The organism is Mangrovibacter yixingensis (genome assembly GCF_020523985.1).
GTDB lineage: Bacteria > Pseudomonadota > Gammaproteobacteria > Enterobacterales > Enterobacteriaceae > Mangrovibacter > Mangrovibacter yixingensis.
In genome coordinates this window covers 236,115-256,293 of record NZ_JAIVKM010000002.1, presented here as the reverse complement: position 1 = coordinate 256,293, position 20,179 = coordinate 236,115, and the positions used below count along the sequence as shown (strand labels likewise).

16 protein-coding genes are annotated in these 20,179 nt (G+C 49.4%); 12 read left to right on the top strand and 4 right to left on the bottom strand.

What is annotated here, in order from left to right; all coding sequences use genetic code 11:
• Positions 1-23: 23 nt before the first annotated feature.
• Together LC084_RS11890 and rlmM are read left to right on the top strand one after the other, a co-directional pair.
• Complete coding sequence (locus tag LC084_RS11890; RefSeq protein ID WP_226571435.1) at positions 24-419, top strand: DUF423 domain-containing protein; 396 nt, start codon at positions 24-26, stop codon at positions 417-419.
• Positions 412-1,512, top strand: coding sequence for a 23S rRNA (cytidine(2498)-2'-O)-methyltransferase RlmM (gene rlmM / locus LC084_RS11885; RefSeq protein WP_226571434.1), 1,101 nt, complete (start codon positions 412-414; stop codon positions 1,510-1,512). Before LC084_RS11890 ends, rlmM begins: the two co-directional genes overlap by 8 nt.
• A gap of 39 nt (positions 1,513-1,551) precedes the next feature.
• On the opposite strand, the gene xni is transcribed toward rlmM, so the two are convergent.
• The 3 genes from xni to queF form a co-directional block, all read right to left on the bottom strand.
• Complete coding sequence (gene xni, locus LC084_RS11880) at positions 1,552-2,310, bottom strand: flap endonuclease Xni (RefSeq protein ID WP_226571433.1); 759 nt, start codon at positions 2,308-2,310, stop codon at positions 1,552-1,554.
• Positions 2,311-2,486: 176 nt separating this feature from the next.
• The gene (ppnN, locus tag LC084_RS11875) at positions 2,487-3,851 is read right to left on the bottom strand and encodes a nucleotide 5'-monophosphate nucleosidase PpnN (protein ID WP_226571432.1); all 1,365 of its coding nucleotides are present in this window, start codon (positions 3,849-3,851) and stop codon (positions 2,487-2,489) included.
• A 170-nt stretch (positions 3,852-4,021) separates the two neighbouring features.
• Entirely contained in the window at positions 4,022-4,870 is an 849-nt protein-coding gene (queF, locus tag LC084_RS11870; protein WP_226571431.1) for an NADPH-dependent 7-cyano-7-deazaguanine reductase QueF, read from the bottom strand.
• Between the two features lie 165 nt (positions 4,871-5,035).
• Between queF and syd the strand changes: the two genes are divergently transcribed.
• The 6 genes from syd (at position 5,036) to LC084_RS11840 (ending at position 10,849) form a co-directional block, all read left to right on the top strand.
• Entirely contained in the window at positions 5,036-5,584 is a 549-nt protein-coding gene (syd, locus tag LC084_RS11865) for a SecY-interacting protein (RefSeq protein WP_226571786.1), read from the top strand.
• A 643-nt stretch (positions 5,585-6,227) separates the two neighbouring features.
• A complete protein-coding gene (locus LC084_RS11860) occupies positions 6,228-6,557 on the top strand; it encodes a YqcC family protein (protein ID WP_226571430.1) in 330 nt (109 codons plus the stop codon).
• Positions 6,554-7,330, top strand: a complete 777-nt coding sequence (gene truC / locus LC084_RS11855) for a tRNA pseudouridine(65) synthase TruC (protein ID WP_226571429.1) — start codon at positions 6,554-6,556, stop codon at positions 7,328-7,330. The genes LC084_RS11860 and truC overlap by 4 nt, the downstream gene beginning before the upstream one ends.
• Before the next feature lie 26 nt (positions 7,331-7,356).
• Positions 7,357-7,800, top strand: a complete 444-nt coding sequence (locus tag LC084_RS11850; protein WP_226571428.1) for a flavodoxin — start codon at positions 7,357-7,359, stop codon at positions 7,798-7,800.
• Positions 7,801-8,258: 458 nt separating this feature from the next.
• A complete protein-coding gene (gene gudD / locus LC084_RS11845; RefSeq protein WP_226571427.1) occupies positions 8,259-9,599 on the top strand; it encodes a glucarate dehydratase in 1,341 nt (446 codons plus the stop codon).
• 104 nt (positions 9,600-9,703) lie between these two features.
• Positions 9,704-10,849 (top strand): glycerate kinase, encoded by a 1,146-nt coding sequence (locus LC084_RS11840; protein WP_226571426.1) that lies wholly within the window; start codon positions 9,704-9,706, stop codon positions 10,847-10,849.
• Positions 10,850-10,906: 57 nt separating this feature from the next.
• Here LC084_RS11840 and barA read toward each other — a convergent pair whose 3' ends face one another.
• Positions 10,907-13,672 (bottom strand): two-component sensor histidine kinase BarA, encoded by a 2,766-nt coding sequence (gene barA, locus LC084_RS11835; protein ID WP_226571425.1) that lies wholly within the window; start codon positions 13,670-13,672, stop codon positions 10,907-10,909.
• Positions 13,673-13,726: 54 nt separating this feature from the next.
• On the opposite strand from barA, the gene rlmD reads away from it, so the two are divergent.
• The 4 genes from rlmD (at position 13,727) to pyrG (ending at position 20,110) form a co-directional block, all read left to right on the top strand.
• On the top strand, positions 13,727-15,031 hold the full coding sequence (gene rlmD / locus LC084_RS11830; RefSeq protein ID WP_226571424.1) for a 23S rRNA (uracil(1939)-C(5))-methyltransferase RlmD: 1,305 nt from the start codon (positions 13,727-13,729) through the stop codon (positions 15,029-15,031).
• A 43-nt stretch (positions 15,032-15,074) separates the two neighbouring features.
• Positions 15,075-17,309 carry a GTP diphosphokinase gene (relA, locus tag LC084_RS11825; RefSeq protein ID WP_226571423.1) on the top strand — a complete coding sequence of 745 codons (2,235 nt, stop codon included), beginning with the start codon at positions 15,075-15,077 and terminating at the stop codon, positions 17,307-17,309.
• A 145-nt stretch (positions 17,310-17,454) separates the two neighbouring features.
• Positions 17,455-18,246 (top strand): nucleoside triphosphate pyrophosphohydrolase, encoded by a 792-nt coding sequence (gene mazG / locus LC084_RS11820; protein ID WP_226571422.1) that lies wholly within the window; start codon positions 17,455-17,457, stop codon positions 18,244-18,246.
• Between the two features lie 226 nt (positions 18,247-18,472).
• Positions 18,473-20,110: a glutamine hydrolyzing CTP synthase gene (pyrG, locus tag LC084_RS11815; protein ID WP_226571421.1), complete on the top strand. Its 1,638-nt coding sequence runs from the start codon at positions 18,473-18,475 to the stop codon at positions 20,108-20,110.
• Positions 20,111-20,179: the final 69 nt, after the last annotated feature.

Sequence of the window (20,179 nt, the reverse complement as noted above, 5' to 3'; positions counted from 1 at the left end):
CGGGCACAATTTAGGGTAATACCATGACCAGCCGTTTTATGCTGATTTTTGCCGCAATGAGCGGTTTTGTTTATGTCGCCTTTGGCGCATTCGGCGCACATGTTCTCAGTAAGTCCATTGGCGCAGCTGAACTGGGATGGATACATACCGGGCTTCAGTATCAGGCTTTTCATACGCTGGCAATTTTAGGCCTGGCGGTGGCGATGCAACGCCGTATCAGTATCTGGTTTTACTGGAGTAGTGTTTTTCTGGCATTAGGGACAGTCTTGTTCAGCGGTAGTTTGTACTGCCTGGCTTTGTCCCAACTCCGTTTATGGGCGTTTGTCACTCCGGTTGGCGGAGTGAGTTTTTTAGCCGGTTGGGTATTGATGCTGATTGGCGCAATTCGATTGAAACGCAAAGGTGTAACGCATGAATAAGGTAGTACTTTACTGCCGGCAGGGTTTTGAAAAAGAGTGTGCCGCAGAAATAACAGATAAAGCGGCGCAATTAGAAGTGTACGGTTTTGCCCGGGTAAAAGAGCATTCTGCCTGGGTTTTATTTGAATGCTATCAGGATGGCGATGCCGAAAAACTGATAAAAAACCTGCCATTTATGTCGCTGATTTTTGCCCGGCAAATGTTTATCACGGGTGAGTTGCTTAAAGATTTACCCCCAGAAAACCGTATCACACCGGTTGTTGCTGCACTTACCGGCCAGGTGGATAAAGGTGGCGATTTGCGTGTTGAGGTTGCCGATACCAACGAAAGTAAAGAGCTGATGAAGTTCTGCCGCAAATTTACGGTACCGTTGCGCGGTGCGTTGCGCTCTGCTGGAGTGTTATCAAAAGTTGAAAATAACCGCCGCCCGGTGGTTCATGTCTTTTTTATCGCTCCGGGTTGTTGTTATGTGGGTTACTCTCTGAGCACAAATAATTCGCCATTTTATATGGGGATCCCCCGCCTTAAGTTTCCTTCCGATGCGCCAAGCCGCTCAACGCTCAAGCTGGAAGAGGCTTTCCATGTGTTTATCCCTGAAGATGAATGGGATGAACGCCTGGCAAATGGTATGTATGCCGTGGACTTGGGTGCCTGCCCGGGTGGTTGGACGTATCAATTGGTGAAACGCAACATGTGGGTTTCCTCAGTTGATAACGGCCCTATGGCACAAAGCCTGATGGATACCGGGCAGGTGACCTGGTTGCGGGAAGATGGTTTCCGCTTTCGCCCTAATCGCAACAACATTTCATGGATGGTGTGCGACATGGTGGAAAAGCCCGCCAAAGTAACGGCACTGATGGTGCAGTGGCTGGTAAATGGCTGGTGCCGGGAAACTATTTTTAACCTCAAACTGCCGATGAAAAAGCGTTATGAAGAGGTGTCACAAAACCTGGCATTTATTCGTAACGCACTGGATGAACAAGGTATTAACGCAACTATTCAGGCACGGCAGTTGTACCATGACCGCGAGGAAGTTACCGTGCATGTTCGCCGCTGGTGGGCGGCTGTAGGTGGGCGGCGAGACGAGCGCTAAGCGTACCTGTGGTTGCTGGTTTTACACGCCAACAACCCGTTATAGCTTATTAAGGCGCAGTTGTTGCAGGTTGCCTGATAACACTAACCCGGTTTCCAGAGTAACCAGTTGTCGGCTAAGCAGGGCATTATCATATTGCCCTGCGAGTTTCTTCTTCCACTTATCCGGAACGTCATCCAGGTGTTGCCAGAGGTTTTCCAGTGTCTGGTACTGGCTGATTAACTGGCTGGCCGTTTTGGGGCCAATACCTGCAACGCCTGGAATTTTACTGCTACTTACCCCTGTCAGCCCCCAATAATGGGGTAATGCTTCTGGCGCTACGCCAAACTCTTCTGCAATAAACGGGGCATCCAGCCAGCGTTTTTGGAAATAGTCACGAATACGAATAGTAGGTGACAGAAGTTGGCAATAGCCTTTATCTGTAGAGATTATGGTTGCTAACTGCCCGGCAGCGGCAACTTTTGCCGCTAGTGTTGCCGCCAGGTCATCGGCCTCGCAGTTTTCCAGTGACCAGCAAGCAACGCCCTGTTCAGCGAAAGCCTGGCGAATCAGTGGCATCTCATTTTGTAAATCTTCCGGTACTGCTGAGCGTCCTGCTTTGTATGACGGGAACAGGCGATAGCGCCAGCCATTATGTCGGTTCTCGTCATCGAACACAGCAACAGCGTGGGTTGGGCTGGAGTGGCTGAGTAACTGCCTGAGTGCATGTATACAGGTATCCCGGCAGGGTGATCCTGATACGGCATGAATGCGCCGGATAAGATTCAGCGCGTCAATTATCAGTAAGTGTGATGACATAACAGTATTTTTCAGCAGGTTACTATAAATAAACCCTACCATTTTATGGCTTTTGCTACCAGGCCGGGGGAAAACACTGCGAGGTGGTTTCCAGGTTTTTCTGGGAAACGAAAAAAAGGGCAGTAAATGCTGCCCTTTTAGGATTTGTTATTGATTAACCCGATGCCAACTCACCATCAGCTACAAATTTCGTAGCAGGGAATGTAGGTTGACCCGGGGAGTTTCATACGGTGTTGAGCGACAAAACCCTGAAGTAAATCGTCCATCCGTTGCATTATCTGGCTGTCACCATGGATTTTATACGGGCCAAAGGTTTCTATCGCTTTGATACCCACCTCTTTCACATTACCCGCCACAATACCGGAGAATGCTCTGCGCAGGTCTGCTGCCAGTTTTTCTGCTGGCTGTTCAGTGTGCAGGTTAAGGTTTGCCATATTTTCATGGGTAGGTTCGAAAGGAAGTTGCAGGTCAGGTGCAATGCGTAATGACCAGTTAAAGCTGTAAGCATCTCCGCTTTCACGGCGATTTTCTTTTACCAGAGGCATCGCTTTTTTCATTTGGCGCGCCACTTCAGCCGCATCATCAACAATGATGGTGTAATGTTTGCGGGCTTCTTCACCCAGGGTGTTAACAATAAACTCATCCAGCACCCGGAAGTAATCCGCACTGCCTTTCGGACCGGTCAGGATCAACGGCAATACCTGGTTCTGGTTTTCCGGATTCATCAGAATGCCGAGCAGGTATAACAGTTCTTCTGCGGTGCCGACGCCACCAGGGAAGATGATAATGCCATGAGCGATACGCACAAACGCTTCGAGGCGTTTTTCAATATCTGGCATGATTATCAGTTCATTAACCAGCGGGTTAGGTGGCTCTGCAGCAATGATAGAAGGCTCAGTCATACCAATAAACCGGCCATCTTTGTAGCGTTGCTGAGCGTGCCCAACTGCTGCACCTTTCATGGGGGCTTCCATTGCACCAGGCCCGCAGCCAGTACAGATATTCAATTCCCGCAAGCCGAGCTGGTTACCTACGCTGCGGCCATACAAATATTCAGCTTCATTAATTGAGTGACCACCCCAGCAAACAACCAGGTTAGGGGCTTCACCAACATGCAATGCCCGGGCATTGCGCAAAATCGAAAACACCAGGTTAGTGATATGTGCAGAGGCTTCCAAATTCAGGTGCTGTACACGGCTGGCAAGATTAATTTGCCCGTTAACGAACAGAATATCGCGCAACACGGCAAACAAGTTGGCTTGCAGGGAGCGAATAATATGCCCATCGACAAAGGCATCTTCCGGCGGGTTAATCAGCTCAAGTTTCACGCCACGTTCCCGGCGCAATACGTTGATATCAAAATTCTGAAACCGGGCTAACAGCTCTTTACTGCTGTCAGTCTGGCTACCGGAATTCAGAACGGCAAGTGAACAGTTACGAAATAGTTGATAAAGATCGCTACTGGCCGTGCGCTTAAGCATGTCGACTTCCAGTTGCGACAACAAATCCATTGAACCAAGTGGGCTGATATGTGTAATCAAGTAGACTCCTTATGGGGCTAAATGCACAGCTCCCTATGCTTACAATAGCCCTGGCTTGTGTGTTTTAACAACCCACCTAAGTGCAACAGGGTGCATTATTGTGTTGATTCGCGTGTTGGTTCGCATTGCAAAAAACGCTTTTGGTAGCACTCATCCATGAGTCTCTGTGGTTATTGGCGGGGCAGGCGGCCCGTAGCAGGAGTGAATGCATAATTGCTGCGCCACGGGTTGATATCCAGCCCACCACGGCGTGTATAACGGGCATATACGCTCAGCGCTTTAGGTTGGCAGTAACGCTGAATATCATTGAAGATGCGTTCAACACACTGTTCATGGAACTCATTATGATGGCGAAAAGAGACCAGGTAACGCAGCAGTTTTTCGCGATCAATACGCCTGCCCTGATAGGCGATTTGTACTGAGCCCCAATCTGGTTGGTGGGTAATCAGGCAGTTTGATTTCAGTAAATGACTGACCAGTATTTCTTCAACCGCCGGTCCGGTGCTTGCCGCACCATCGAGCAATGTGTCATCAAACTGGTAATCATCAATAGTGATATCCTGGTTATCAATGCACACTCCGTTAAAAGCGGCGATGGGTTGTCCTTCTAAATCACTGACGCTATACAACGTGACGGCAACCTGGCCTTTTGCACACTGGCTAAGATCGCGAATTAGTGTCTGGCGTACATCATCCCAGGTTTCAAAATGGGTTTGGTTAAAACTGTTGAGGTAAAGTTTAAAACTTTTTGACTCAATCAAATTGACGCTGCGCGCCTCCAGTTCGACATGCCCGACCGCAACCTGTGGCAGCCCTTTGCTGTTAAGCCAGGAGAGTTCATATAATGTCCAAATGTCGCAACCGTGAAACGGCAAGCTATCAGCGTGTAACCCGAGTGGATCACGGTTCAGGCTGCGGGGAACGGGTTGCAATAAATTAGCGTCATAGCGATCCCGGTAATCCGTGGTTTTGCCCAGTGTCAGGCCACTGAGTGCTTTATGGTTATCGTAAACAGTCATACTCTACCTTTTAATAGGATGCCGAGAAGGTGGTGTTTATTTCCCTTGCGTAAATTTTGCGGCTGGAAGTTAGCAAGCTACGCTACCATCCTGTATGGTGTCCGCTTTGGTCGTCAACGGTATCTGGCATTTTCCCGCCAGGCAGTGACATTTTCGGAGAAAAGAGTGGATAGCGCTGTCCAAAATGCTTTGCAGGATTTTACCACACGATACAGCCGTGTGTGGGAGCAACTCTGTGGGACTCACCCCGCGAGCGGTGAACTGTTTGGTGTGCCATCGCCCTGTATCACTAAAACCGGTGAGGATGTGGTGTTCTGGCAACCTCAACCATTTGGCTTGCCGGGGGATTTAACGGCGGTTGAACGGGCCATGGGAATTACCTTACAAGCAGCGGTTCATCAATTTTATACCACGCAATTTGCCGGAGATATGTTGGCAACGTTTGGTGATATGCCATTTACTCTATTGCAGGTTTGGAGCGAAACAGACTTCACTCGTGTGCAGGAAAATGTGATTGGCCATCTTGTTACCCAGCGGCGCTTAAAGCTTTCGCCTACGGTCTTTATTGGCACGGTAGAAAGCGACTCTCAGGTGGTGGCTGTGTGCAACCTGAGCGGTGAAGTTGTGCTCGAAACACTGGGCCGTAAGGTGCGCCAGGTGTTGTCCCCTTCTCTTGCTCAGTTCCTTCAAGATGCCCGTCCTCGTACTTTGTAGTCCTTTTGGCTTACTTTCTTGTGAGAGATCTCCTACAAAGTTGTAGGAAAATAGCCAGAGAAAATGCATTACATTATTGAGGGATATTTTAAAAAAGTATTTATTATCATATTGTTAAATGTACGCTATACATTAGCAGATGAAACTTTACGTAGGGTTTATCTGACACCATCTTGTAACTGTCTGCTGAATCAGCGATTCTAATGTCATCGACAGGGAGTTGATAAAGAAGCAGATATCAGGATGATGTCTCTTCAAACAGGACACACCAGAAGGTGCAACAGGGAAGGCTTCAGGATGAAGCAAAGAGGATAGCGCAAGGTTGCGTAAAAGGACACCTCCAGGATGGAGAATGAGAGCCAGACAGGAGTCAGGTGGGTCAGGATGACTTAAGGACAGATGCGTCGGGGGGCGCTTGTAGCATCGGGAAGACGCGTGCAGGAAGCACTAACATGGATTGTTAATCACAGGAAAAGTTGTCATGGATGAGCAGGGAGCACAATGAGTAGCCGGATAGCTGCTAAACGAACCGGGAGCACTGTTTAACAGTGCTCCCTTTTTTATTGCTGTTTTCTACTCGCCATTTTTCTCATTACAGCCAGCAATGGTATGCTTGCGCCGACTGATTTCCCCGGAGAAAACCATGGACCACCACCAGGCGGTACGTCGCCATTTGCTGTTGCTCGAGCAGCAGCTACGCAATTGTGGGCAGTGGCAGGCAGAACCGCCCCATGCCAGTGCCTTTGAAAGCTCACAACCCTTTTTTCTTGATACCTTACAGCCTTATGAATGGTTGCAATGGGTGCTTATTCCCCGTATGCATGCATTGCTGGATGGGCAACATGAATTACCTGCGAGCTTTGCCGTTGCGCCTTATTATGAACAGGCTCTTGCCCCAGGACATGATGGCCGGGAAGCAGTTCTGGCTGTACTGGTGGCGCTGGACGCCTTATTTTCAGGTGATAATTCGTGACACTGGAAATTCTCTATCAGGATGACTGGCTGGTTGCGGTCAACAAACCCTCGGGCTGGTTAGTGCATCGCAGTTGGCTGGATCGGGACGAAAAAGTCGTGGTAATGCAGACTGTGCGGGATCAAATCGGCCAGCATGTATTTACAGTACACCGCCTGGACAGGCCAACTTCCGGCGTATTGCTGCTTGGGCTAAGCAGTGAAGCGGGGCGCAGGTTATCACAGCAATTTGAACAGCATGAAATTCAAAAACGTTACCATGCAATTACGCGTGGCTGGCTGGAAGGCGCTGACGTACTGGATTACCCGCTGGTGGAAGAGCTGGATAAAATCGCGGACAAATTTTCTCGGCAAGATAAAGTGGCCCAGCCAGCTGTAACACAATACCGTGGTCTGGCTACAGTGGAAATGCCGGTGGCGATTGGCCGCTACGAAACAGCGCGTTACAGCCTGGTTGAACTGTTACCTAAAACTGGGCGTAAACACCAGTTACGTCGGCATATGGTGCATTTGCGTCATCCCATTATTGGCGATACAAAACATGGTGATTTGCGCCAGAACCGTGGCGCAGCAGCTCATTTCGGGTGTAACCGGCTTATGCTTCACGCAAGCCAACTGACGTTAACACACCCTTTTACCGGTGAACCGTTGGTGATTAATGCCGGGCTTGATGATTGCTGGATGCAGGCATTGTCACATTTTGGCTGGCAAGGGCTCCTGAAAGAGAATGAAAGGGTTGAGTTTGTCTCTGGTGGCAGTCAGGATGGGTTGTGATTGCGTAATGATAAGAGGTTAACAGGATGGCAGAAGTCGGTATTTTTGTTGGCACCGTGTATGGAAACGCATTGTTAGTTGCCGAAGAAGCAGAGGCGTTATTAACGCAGCAGGGGCATCATGTCACCATTTTTGAAGACCCTGAAATCGCTGACTGGTCGCGTTACCAGGGGCATTATTCCCTGGTCATTACTTCCACTACCGGCCAGGGGGATTTACCCGATAACATTCGTTCACTCTTTCACGCTATTAAGGATGCCGGGTATTTCCCGCAACACCGTTATGGTCTGGTAGCCCTTGGTGATAGTGGCTATGAACACTTTTGTGGCGGTGGTAAGCAGTTTGATGCCCTGCTGCAGGATGTAGCGGCTCAGCGTGTTGGTGATATATTGCTGGTTGATGCAGCAGAAAACCCGGAACCAGAACAAGTGACCAATGCCTGGGTTGAGCGGTGGGGTAAATTGATTTAATTGCCTGATGTTACTGAAGTTTCCCTTTCTTTAGTGTGTCTTTTCTCTGCGGCATGGCTGTCAAGTGATGCCGCTCACGTCTCAAAATAATTCAGTGCCAAACTCGCTATCTTTGGTGGCTAATCAGGCAATTCGTGAAGACGTATGCAGCACTTTGGTCTGATGCTTAAATTTCTTATTCCTCGCTTCCTTAATCTTGTGCGGTTGCACGGTGAGCGGTGTGTTGGGCATTTTTATACTGCTGAAGTACAGTCATCTTCCGTTGGCTAATGCTCTTTTTGAGCGCTCAGCGGTGCCATTTATGTAGCGTAACGGCCATGGGATGCCATGAACTTAAAACATTGTCTGCTGATGCGCAGAATGACGCCAGCGCAATGCAGTATTTGGTGTCAGGCTGGACATTTGATCGTAAACGCCCTGCTTTTGGTCGTGACTATATGAACAAAAGGACAAGCTAAATGAGTAACGTAACTTCTACCCCTGTTGTAGCCGCTATGCAGGTTATTCCCGTAGCAGGGCAAGACAGCATGCTGATGAACCTGAGTGGTGCTCACGCCCCTTTCTTCACCCGCAATATCGTCGTTATTAAAGATAACTCTGGCCATACTGGTGTGGGTGAAATTCCCGGTGGCGAAAAAATCCGTAAAACGCTGGAAGATGCCGCAGAGTTGGTTAAAGGAAAAACGCTGGGTGAATATAAAAATGTGCTTAGCCTGGTCCGCCAAACCTTTGCAGACCGGGACGCAAGTGGCCGTGGGTTACAAACTTTTGATTTACGTACCACGATTCATGTTGTGACCGGCATCGAAGCGGCATTACTGGATCTACTGGGTCAACACTTGGGCGTTAACGTTGCATCACTACTTGGCGACGGGCAGCAACGTAGTGAAGTTGAAATGCTGGGCTATCTGTTTTTCGTCGGCGACCGGACACAAACGCCGTTACCTTACCAAAGTCAGGCGGATGATAAATGCGACTGGTACCGGTTGCGCCATGAAAAAGCGATGACACCAGAAAGCGTGGTGCGCCTGGCTGAAGCCTCTTATGAAAAATATGGTTTTAATGATTTTAAACTCAAAGGTGGCGTTCTTGCTGGTGAAGAAGAAGCCGAAGCAGTTACCGCTCTGGCAAAACGTTTCCCGAAAGCACGAGTTACACTGGACCCTAACGGTGCCTGGTCGCTGAATGAAGCAATTGCATTGGGCAAACAGCTTAAAGATGTGCTGGCATACGCTGAAGACCCTTGCGGTGCAGAACAAGGGTTCTCTGGCCGCGAAGTGATGTCTGAGTTCCGCCGTGCCACCGGGCTGCCAACAGCAACCAATATGATTGCCACAGACTGGCGTCAGATGGGCCATACTTTATCGCTACAGTCTGTAGATATCCCGCTGGCTGACCCGCATTTTTGGACGATGCAGGGCTCTGTGCGCGTAGCCCAAATGTGCCATGATTTTGGACTGACCTGGGGTTCTCATTCCAATAACCATTTTGATGTTTCTCTGGCGATGTTTACCCATGTAGCTGCTGCGGCTCCGGGTAAAGTTACTGCTATTGATACACACTGGATCTGGCAGGAAGGTAACCAGCGTCTGACGCGTGAACCGTTGCAGATTAAAGGCGGTATGGTTCAGGTTCCGGCCAAACCAGGTCTGGGTATTGAGCTGGATATGGATCAAGTCATGAAAGCTCACGAGTTGTATCAAAAACATGGACTTGGCGCACGTGATGATGCCATGGCTATGAAGTATCTTATCCCAGACTGGACGTTTGATAACAAACGCCCGTGCATGGTGCGTTAACCGGTCATTTTTACCGGAGTACGACCAGGTTTGCAGCAGTTGCAAGCCTGGCAATGCCAGTCAATATGTAACCAAAAGGTCACCATTAAGCAGAGGGATGGCATATGAAAATCGTGATTGCGCCTGATTCATTTAAAGAGAGCTTGAGTGCACAAGACGTTGCCGAGCACATCAGGACTGGATTTCAAGAAATCTACCCTGAGGCTGAGTATGTTTGCGTACCCGTTGCTGATGGCGGGGAAGGAACCGTTGACGCAATGGTTGCGGCAACACAAGGGCGCATCATTGAAGTCAGTGTGTCAGGCCCTCTGGATGAAAGCTGCAACAGCTTCTACGGTATTTCCGGCGATGGCAATGTGGCTTTTATTGAAATGGCTGCGGCCAGTGGTCTTGAGCTGCTTGCACCTGAACAGCGTAACCCATTACTGACGACATCCTGGGGAACCGGGGAACTGATTCGCCATGCTCTTGATCAGGGCGTGAAACATATCATCATTGGATTGGGTGGTAGTGCGACCAACGATGGTGGTGCGGGGATGATTCAGGCATTGGGGGCGCATTTGCTGGATAGCCAGGGTCAGCAACTTCCTGCTGGTGGAGCGGCATTACAGAAACTGGACCGCATTGATATTAGCGGTCTGGACCCACGCCTCGCACAATGCCAGATTGATGCAGCATGCGATGTGACTAACCCACTGACTGGCCCACAGGGCGCCTCAGCTGTGTTTGGCCCGCAAAAAGGCGCATCTGCTGACATGGTCGAACAACTGGACAAGGCTCTGGAACACTATGCTGGTATTATCGCCAAAACGCTGGATAAAGATGTCTTGAATCTGCCTGGCGCAGGTGCCGCAGGGGGAATGGGCGCTGCGCTGTACGCATTTTGCCAGGCGCGCTTGCGACCAGGGATTGAGATAGTAACAGAAGCCTTATCTCTGGCGGACGTAATCAAAGACGCTGACCTGGTTATCACCGGTGAAGGGCGTATCGACAGCCAGAGTATTCACGGTAAAGTGCCAGTGGGTGTTGCCAGTATTGCAGTACGGCTTAATAAGCCTGTTATCGGGATTGGTGGAAGTCTTTCCAGTGATGTATCTGTCGTGTACCAGCATGGCCTGAATGCAGTATTCAGTGTGCTGAGCCGTGTGTGTTCACTTGAAGAAGCTCTGAATGATGCAGGTGAAAACCTGGAAAACACAGCACGTAATATTGCGGCCATTCTCCAGGTTGGCCAAAAAATGGCGCAATAACCGGTTTTATTGTTGTCTCAGACGGGATGCCCGTTTTGGTGTAACGGGCATCATGCGTTATCCAAGGATTTTCTTTGCAGCTTTGGCAACATTATCCATTTCATCCAGTAACTCGAGTAACTCTGGCTCAATGTCACTGGCTTGAGTGTCGTTACGTAATGCTTGTTCTATAAGAAAACAGAGATTTTTCAGCCGTGGAACACCACTATAGCCACAGCTACCATGCAATTTGTGAATATTATCCAGTAATTCCCCAGGCGCTTCCCCAACCAGTTGCTCTTCAACGGTGTTGCGCACCTCCGGTAAGAAATCAATCAACATCTGGAGCATATCTCGTGCCAGGTCCACCTTATTTGCAGCCTGACGTATTGCCAGTTGCCAGTCGAGAGAGACATCACTGTCAGGTAATGGGGTGTCTGGTTGCTGGAACGAAGCCGTAGCAGGTAACACATTGTTTGTGGAAGAGTGGTAACGCAATAACAGGCTGCGCAGTTTATCTTCCTCAATGGGTTTTGCCAGGTAGTCATTCATACCTGCTCGTAGCATTTTCTCTTTCTGCCCGGCTATAGCATGCGCAGTGACTGCCACTACAGGCGTTTTGTGCAGATGAGGCATTTGGCGAATTAACTCACAGGCATGAATACCATCCATATCAGGCATCTGGATATCCATTAGAATAATGTCGTAATGCCCATTGCGGGCTTTTTCCACAGCTTTGCGCCCACTGCTGCACAGCACCACTTGTTGCACCAAGTCTTCAAGCAAAACGCCAATCAGCTTCAAATTAGCCGGGTTATCATCGACAGCCATAACCGTTATCGGTAGTGGGCTGTAAGGATGAATATCATCATGGTGTTCCGGGTGGTTACCACAACATTCAGCCAGCAACGGTAACAGGCGGGTTGGTGTAATAGGTTTCAGAATACAGGCAGAGGCACCGCCTTTCTTTAAGCCTTCAGCATCAATTTGTGCGTAACAAGGCAGTGCGATAATCAGGCTGGCACAGCGTTTCAGGGCCTGGGCAAAAAAGTCCTGTTCCATCGATAAAGGTTCGTGGGATGTCACTGATACCCCAAGAATCAACACATCAATTTTTTCTGCTTTTAAATCATCCAATTTTGCACGCCATGAAACTTGCGCGGGCGTAGATTCCAGCCATTCGAGCGTACTTTGTGCTGCAGTATGGTTTGGTTCGATATAAGCAATGTGTTTGCCCGCCAGGAACTCGGTGATATGTACGTCTCTGATGGCATTCGGGTTCAGGTCGATATTAATCGTGAACCAGAAGGTTGAACCCTGGCCTGGCTGGCTGTGGAACGAGATATCTCCACCCATTGAATTAACCAGTTTTTGCGTAATAACCAGACCCAGGCCAGTACCACCATGGCGGCGTGAAATGCTGGCGTCAGCCTGGCGGAATGCCTGAAATAGCCGTGATTGATCGCGTTCAGGAATACCGATGCCTGTATCATGAATACGAATTTCAATCTGTGCTTTCTGGTTGGCGCGTGAACGGCACTCAACCACAATATCAATGTTACCTTGCTCCGTGAACTTTATGGCATTGCCAACCAGATTGGTGATGATTTGCTGTAAGCGCAATGGATCGCCAATGACACTATCAGGCACATCATTTTTTACGCTGAGCGTGAGCTCCAGGCCCTTATCATGGGCTGAATGAGCCAGCAATGTGACCACATCATCCATCGTGTTATGGAGTAAAAACGGGATACTTTCCAGAATCAATTTACCGGCTTCTAACTTGGAGAAATCCAGAACGTCATTGATGATGGCCAGTAAGTTGTTGGCAGATCGTTCTATGGTTTGCAGGTGATCGCGTTGTGTGTCATTAAGCTCGGTTTTGAGGGTCAGACGTGTAAATCCAATGACACCATTAAGTGGCGTTCTCAGCTCATGGGACATGTTCGCCAGAAACTCTGATTTAATCCGGGCAGCCTCCTGAGCGCGTTTTTTCGCAAGATCCAACTCGACGTTCTGGATTTCCATCTGCTCCAGCGTTTCTCGCAAATCTGATGTCGCCTGGTCAACGTTATGCTGCATTTCTTCGTGGTAAGCCGTTATCGACATTGCCATGGCGTTAATACCATTTTTCAGCATATCGAGTTCGCCGAGCATAAAGCCTTCCACGCGCGTGTCGAGTTGGCCACGGCGAATCTGGTCTACGGTATTGACCATATTGCGAATAGGGCGGGTGACATCTTTCATTAAACGCCAGGCAAACCCAAGGGCAATAGCGACACAAAGAAGCAACATAAGCGAAGCCATAAAAATTTCTTTGTATTGCTGTAACCGTACTGAACGCAGATCCAGCTCAAGCGCTACGTAACCCAGTGTATTATGTGGCTGTTTTGCTCCAGCTATCGGTGATTCATCAGGTTGATAATCTTCCGAAATAATCGGGGTACGCAGTATCAGGCTATTACTGTTTTGCTGAGTAATCGACAGTTGCCGGGGAATCGGTTGGCCGGGGGCAAGGCGTAAATTATCGGGTGAAAGATGGTAATTAGATGTAACAAACAGGTTGTTATTGTCATCATAAACTGCGATGGCGCGTACAATATCAGAATGGCGGCGATGCAACACACTGACTAACTGGCGTATAGATTCGCGGTTATTCAGGTCCATGCCGTATTCGCTGGAAACTGCCAGTGGTTCAATAATACTGGCCCCGGCATCTTCCAGTTGGCGTTGTAAATCGGTATAGCGATGCACAACAAAAAAGATACTCAACAACAAACCGATCAACACCGTGGGTGCCAGGATCAGTACCATCATTCGGGCTCTGAGGCTGTAGTTGGTCATGACGTTCCAGTATGGGACAATATGTCGCAGTAATTATTAAGTAAAAACGAGCACATGGCGCAATTCTACTCTGCAAAAAGACGCGTGGCGACGCGTCAATCACTCACCGTTACTATTGACGACCTGGACACCTTTGGACAAGGGGTGGCACGCCACAACGGTAAAGCACTGTTTATTCCTGGCGCGTTACCAGGTGAACGCGTTGATGCCACAATTACAGAAGATAAGCGCCAGTATTCCAAGGGAAAACTACTACGCAGGCTGAATGACAGCCCGGAACGGGTATCACCTATTTGCCCTCATTTTGGCGTATGTGGCGGCTGCCAACAACAACATGCTTCAGTTGTCTTGCAACAGCAAAGTAAATCACAGGCTCTTACCAGGATGTTAAAACACGCTGTGGATGATGTGATTACCGGCACCCCCTGGGCGTATCGACGTCGTGCACGGCTTAGCCTGAATTTTATTGCAAAAACACAGTCTTTGCAGATGGGGTTTCGCAAAAGTGCCAGCAATGACCTGGTGACAATACAACAATGCCCGGTTTTGGTGCGTCGCCTTGAGGCATTATTAAAACCATTGCAGGCTTGTTTGCAACAACTGCAGGGGGCTCGCCATCTTGGTCATGTGGAGTTAGTGGATGCTGAAAATGGTCCCGTCATGGTGCTGCGCCATACTCGCCCGTTAAATTCACAAGATCAGGAAAAACTGGAACACTTTTCGCATTTACACCTGGTAACGCTGTTCCTTGCCCCGGAAAGTGACGTATTAACAAGAATCAGCGGTGACATGCCCTGGTATCTGTCGGACGGTCTACGCTTAAGCTTTAGCCCGCGAGATTTTATCCAGGTGAACGACCAGGTGAATCAGCAGATGGTGGCCAGGGCATGCGAATGGCTGGATATCACCTCACAGGACCGTATTTTGGACCTGTTTTGCGGTATGGGTAATTTTACCCTGCCACTAGCAAAACGCGCAGCTCAGGTTGTTGGGGTTGAAGGGGTTCCGGCTTTAGTGGAAAAAGCGCAACAAAATGCCCTTGATAATGGTTGCCAGAACGCCACGTTCTACCATGAAAATCTGGAATCGGATGTCACCCGGCAACCCTGGGCCAGGCAAGGCTTTACCAAAGTATTGCTGGACCCTGCCCGTGCTGGTGCCTCGGTGGCGATACCCCAGGTTATTCGCCTCAGGCCGGAAAAGGTTGTTTATGTATCCTGTAACCCGGCAACATTGGCGCGTGACAGTGAAGTGTTACAGGCTGCGGGTTACCAGATTACACGGCTGGTAATGTTGGACATGTTCCCGCACACTGGTCACCTGGAATCGATGGCGTTGTTCGAAAAATCAAAAGATTGAAACTGGCCTCCATCTGCCAGATGAGTCCCTAAAGGAGAGGACAATGGTTGCGGTAAGAAGTGCACATATCAATAACGTTGGCGAGTTTGCCCCTGAAAAATGGATAAAAAGTCTGGGTATAGCGAGCCAGCAGTCGTGCGCCCGCCTAGCGGCTACTGTGCGCTATTGTCAGAAGCAAATCGAAGGCCATGATGACGCCAACCTGATTTTGTGGCGTGGTGTGGAAATGGTTGAAATCCTCACTACGTTAAGTATGGACACAGACACGCTGTGTGCTGCATTGCTCTTCCCGCTGGCAGACAGCCGGGTGGTCAGCGAAGGTGACATCCAGGAAGCGATTGGGAAGTCGGTGGCCTCGCTGATTCATGGCGTGCGTGATATGGATGCTATTCGCCAGTTGAAAGCAACCCATACGGACTCCGTTTCTTCTGAACAGGTTGATAACGTCCGCCGTATGCTACTGGCTATGGTGGATGATTTCCGCTGCGTAGTTATCAAACTGGCTGAACGCATTGTGCATTTGCGCGAAGTGAAGGATGCGCCGGAAGATGAGCGCGTGCTGGCCGCAAAAGAATGTACCAATATATATGCGCCGCTGGCGAACCGCCTGGGTATAGGGCAGTTGAAATGGGAGCTTGAAGATTATTGCTTCCGCTACCTGCACCCTGATGAGTACAAGCGCATTGCGAAGTTACTGCATGAACGGCGCCTTGATCGTGAACACTACATTGAAGAGTTCGTTGGGCAATTACGCGGCGCTATAAAAGAAGAAGGGGTGAAGGCTGAAGTTTATGGCCGCCCGAAACATATTTACAGCATCTGGCGCAAGATGCAGAAAAAACATCTGGCGTTTGATGAATTGTTTGATGTTCGTGCTGTGCGTATTGTGGCCGAACGCTTGCAGGATTGCTATGCCGCACTGGGTATTGTGCATACCCATTATCGCCATTTACCCGATGAATTTGATGATTATGTGGCGAACCCAAAACCCAATGGCTACCAGTCAATCCATACTGTGGTTCTGGGGCCGGGGGGCAAAACGGTAGAGATCCAGATTCGTACCAAACAGATGCATGAAGATGCCGAACTGGGTGTTGCTGCACACTGGAAGTACAAAGAAGGAACGGCATCAGCCAGTGGTCGATCCGGCCATGAAGACCGCATAGCCTGGCTACGTAAACTGATTACGTGGCAAGAAGAAATGGCGGATACTGGTGAAATGCTGGATGAAGTGCGCAGCCAGGTATTTGATGACAGAGTCTATGTCTTTACACCAAAAGGCGATGTCGTTGACCTGCCAGCCGGCTCTACACCGCTCGATTTTGCCTACCACATCCACAGTGATGTGGGCCACCGGTGCATTGGTGCGAAAATCGGAGGGCGCATTGTCCCGTTTACTTACCAACTGCAGATGGGTGACCAGATTGACATCATCACTCAGAAGCAACCCAATCCAAGCCGTGACTGGTTAAACCCCAACCTGGGGTATGTGGCGACCAGCCGGGCCAGGGCCAAGATCCACGCATGGTTCCGTAAGCAAGACCGCGATAAAAATATCCTTGCCGGGCGGCAGATTCTTGATGATGAGCTGGCGCACTTGGGTATCAGCCTGAAAGACGCCGAAAAACACCTGTTGCCACGTTATAACTTCAATGAAGTAGATGAATTGCTGGCAGCAATTGGTGGGGGCGATATTCGCCTGAACCAAATGGTGAATTTCCTGCAATCGCAGTTCAACAAGCCTAGTGCAGAAGAACAGGATGCTCAGGCGCTCAAGCAGCTCCAGCAAAAAACCTACACACCACAAAGCCAAAGCCGTAAAGATAATGGCCGGGTAGTGGTGGAAGGAGTTGGCAACCTGATGCACCACATTGCACGTTGCTGCCAGCCGATTCCGGGGGATGATATTGTTGGCTATATCACCCAGGGGCGCGGTATCTCCATTCATCGCGCGGACTGCGAACAACTGGCCGAGTTACAGGCTAATGCACCGGAACGCGTGGTTGATGCGGTATGGGGCGAAAGCTATTCCAGTGGTTATTCGTTGGTGGTGCGGGTAACGGCAAATGACCGTAGTGGCCTGTTGCGTGATATCACGACTATTCTGGCAAACGAAAAAGTTAACGTGCTGGGCGTTGCCAGCCGCAGTGATGTGAAGCAGCAATTGGCAACCATTGATATGGATATCGAAATCTACAACCAGCAGGTGTTGGGGCGTGTCTTGAGCAAGCTAAACCAACTGCCGGATGTGATTGATGCGCGTCGTCTGCATGGCTAATTAAAACCATTTTAGTAATTATTTATCAGCTAGTTATGCACTCCCGGTTGGGTTCTCCTGCCCGGGAGTGGTGTTTTCCAGAGCCATGCCAGTTGGTAGTCATCCCTCATGGTTTGTTTCTCGCTGTAATCTTTAAGGAACCGAAATGACCGAAATAGAACGCCTGTTGGGCATTATGCGGCGCTTACGTGACCCGCAAAGTGGTTGTCCGTGGGATAAAGAGCAAACATTCTCCAGTATCGCCCCTTATACCCTGGAGGAAACTTACGAAGTGCTGGATGCGATTTCACGGGAAGATTTTGACGATTTGCGTGGCGAACTGGGGGACTTATTATTCCAGGTTGTGTTTTACGCGCAGATGGCGCAAGAAGCTGGGCATTTCGATTTTACCAGTGTTTGTGCAGCAATCAGCGATAAGCTGGAGCGCCGACACCCGCATATTTTCGGTGATGCCACACTGAATGACAGCGCGGCAGTGCTCGCCAATTGGGAAAAAACTAAACGCGAAGAGCGTGCAGAAAAAGAACAATTCTCGGTGCTTGATGATATCCCTCATTCACTTCCTGCGCTGATGCGGGCACACAAAATACAAAAACGTTGTTCGGCAGTCGGGTTCGACTGGACAACCCTGGGCCCGGTGCTGGAAAAAGTGCATGAAGAAATTGATGAAGTTATGCATGAAGCCAGCCAGGCGGTGATAGATGAAGATAAACTGGAAGAGGAAGTAGGCGATTTGCTGTTTGCCACCGTCAATTTATCGCGCCATTTGGGGAAAAAAGCCGAAACAGCACTCCAAAAAGCGAATCTGAAATTTGAGCGTCGTTTTCGCCAGGTTGAGTCGATTATCCGTGAACAAGGGCTGACACTCGAAAAGGCTACACTGGCGCAGATGGAGCGCGCATGGCAACAAGTTAAGTGCCAGGAAATTGATATTTAAATGGTTTTTACGATCAAGCGCGAGTTAGCAGGAAAATTAAATAACAAGCGCTTGATTTACGTCAAAAACATTTATGGCTAACAAGCTATTTTCTTCCGTCGTATAACGTTCGGTGTCCGGCCAGAGAGTGAAGAATGAAAGTTTGTGAGCAATGCGCTGTTCAGGTATACTACTTTCCCGTCCTGGTTATTCCATCGTCTTTTAAACCTAACTTCTCAGGTTCAGCATGACAACGAACTATATTTTTGTTACCGGCGGGGTTGTTTCCTCTCTGGGTAAAGGCATTGCCGCAGCCTCCCTTGCCGCTATTCTCGAAGCCCGCGGGCTCAATGTATCCATGATGAAACTGGATCCGTACATAAACGTCGATCCGGGTACGATGAGTCCAATCCAGCATGGGGAAGTGTTCGTTACTGAAGACGGCGCTGAGACCGATCTGGACCTGGGCCACTACGAACGCTTCATCCGCACCAAGATGACTCGTCGTAATAACTTCACCACCGGGCGTATTTACTCCGATGTTCTGCGCAAAGAACGTCGTGGTGATTACCTTGGCGCTACGGTTCAGGTTATCCCTCATATCACTAACGCTATCAAAGAGCGCATCATTGAAGGTGGCGAAGGCCACGATGTAGTGCTGGTTGAAATTGGTGGTACCGTTGGCGATATCGAATCTTTACCATTCCTGGAAGCTATTCGCCAGATGGCAGCCGAAGTAGGGCGTGAACGTACTCTGTACATGCACCTGACGCTGGTTCCATACCTGGGCGCTTCTGGTGAAGTGAAAACCAAACCGACACAGCATTCTGTAAAAGAGCTGCTGTCTATTGGTATCCAGCCAGATATCCTGATTTGCCGTTCAGACCGTGCTGTTCCAGCCAACGAACGTGCGAAAATTGCTTTGTTCTGTAACGTCCCGGAAAAAGCAGTTATTTCTCTGAAAGATGTCGATTCTATCTATAAAATTCCAGGCCTGTTGAAATCACAGGGGCTGGACGATTATATTTGTAAACGATTCAGCTTAACCTGCCCGGAAGCCAATCTCTCCGAGTGGGAGCAAGTTTTATACGAAGAAGCGAACCCGGCTGGTGAAGTGACCATCGGTATGGTGGGCAAGTACATCGAACTGCCTGATGCATATAAATCGGTAATTGAAGCACTGAAACACGGCGGCTTGAAAAACCGTTTAACAGTGAACATCAAGCTTATTGATTCACAGGATGTTGAAACGCGTGGCACCGAGCTGCTTAAAGGCCTCGATGCGATTCTTATCCCCGGCGGCTTTGGCTACCGTGGTGTTGAAGGCAAAATTGCCACTGCGCGTTATGCCCGTGAGAACAAAATCCCTTACCTGGGTATCTGCCTGGGGATGCAGGTCGCGTTGATTGAATACGCACGCGATGTGGTGGGGATGGCGGATGCTAACTCAACTGAATTTGTGCCAGACTGTAAGTACCCGGTGGTTGCGCTGATCACCGAATGGCGTGATGAAGAAGGTAACGTTGAAGTTCGTACCGAGAAAAGTGATCTTGGTGGTACGATGCGCTTAGGTGGCCAGCAATGCCAGCTGAGCGACGACAGCCTGGTGCGTAAAATGTATGGTGCACCAGTGATTGTTGAGCGTCACCGTCACCGTTATGAAGTCAACAACATGTTGTTGAAACAAATTGAAGCCGCAGGGCTGCGTATTGCGGGTCGTTCCGGTGATGACCAACTGGTTGAAATTATTGAAGTGCCTGACCATCCGTGGTTTGTGGCCTGCCAGTTCCACCCGGAATTCACTTCAACTCCGCGTGATGGGCATCCGCTGTTTGCAGGCTTTGTGAAAGCTGCTGGTGAATACCAGAAACGGCAAGAGAAGTAATATTAGTACAGCAATGCAACAGGGCTTACAGCCACTGCCACGCTGGTAACGTAGCCCGCGAACGTATCC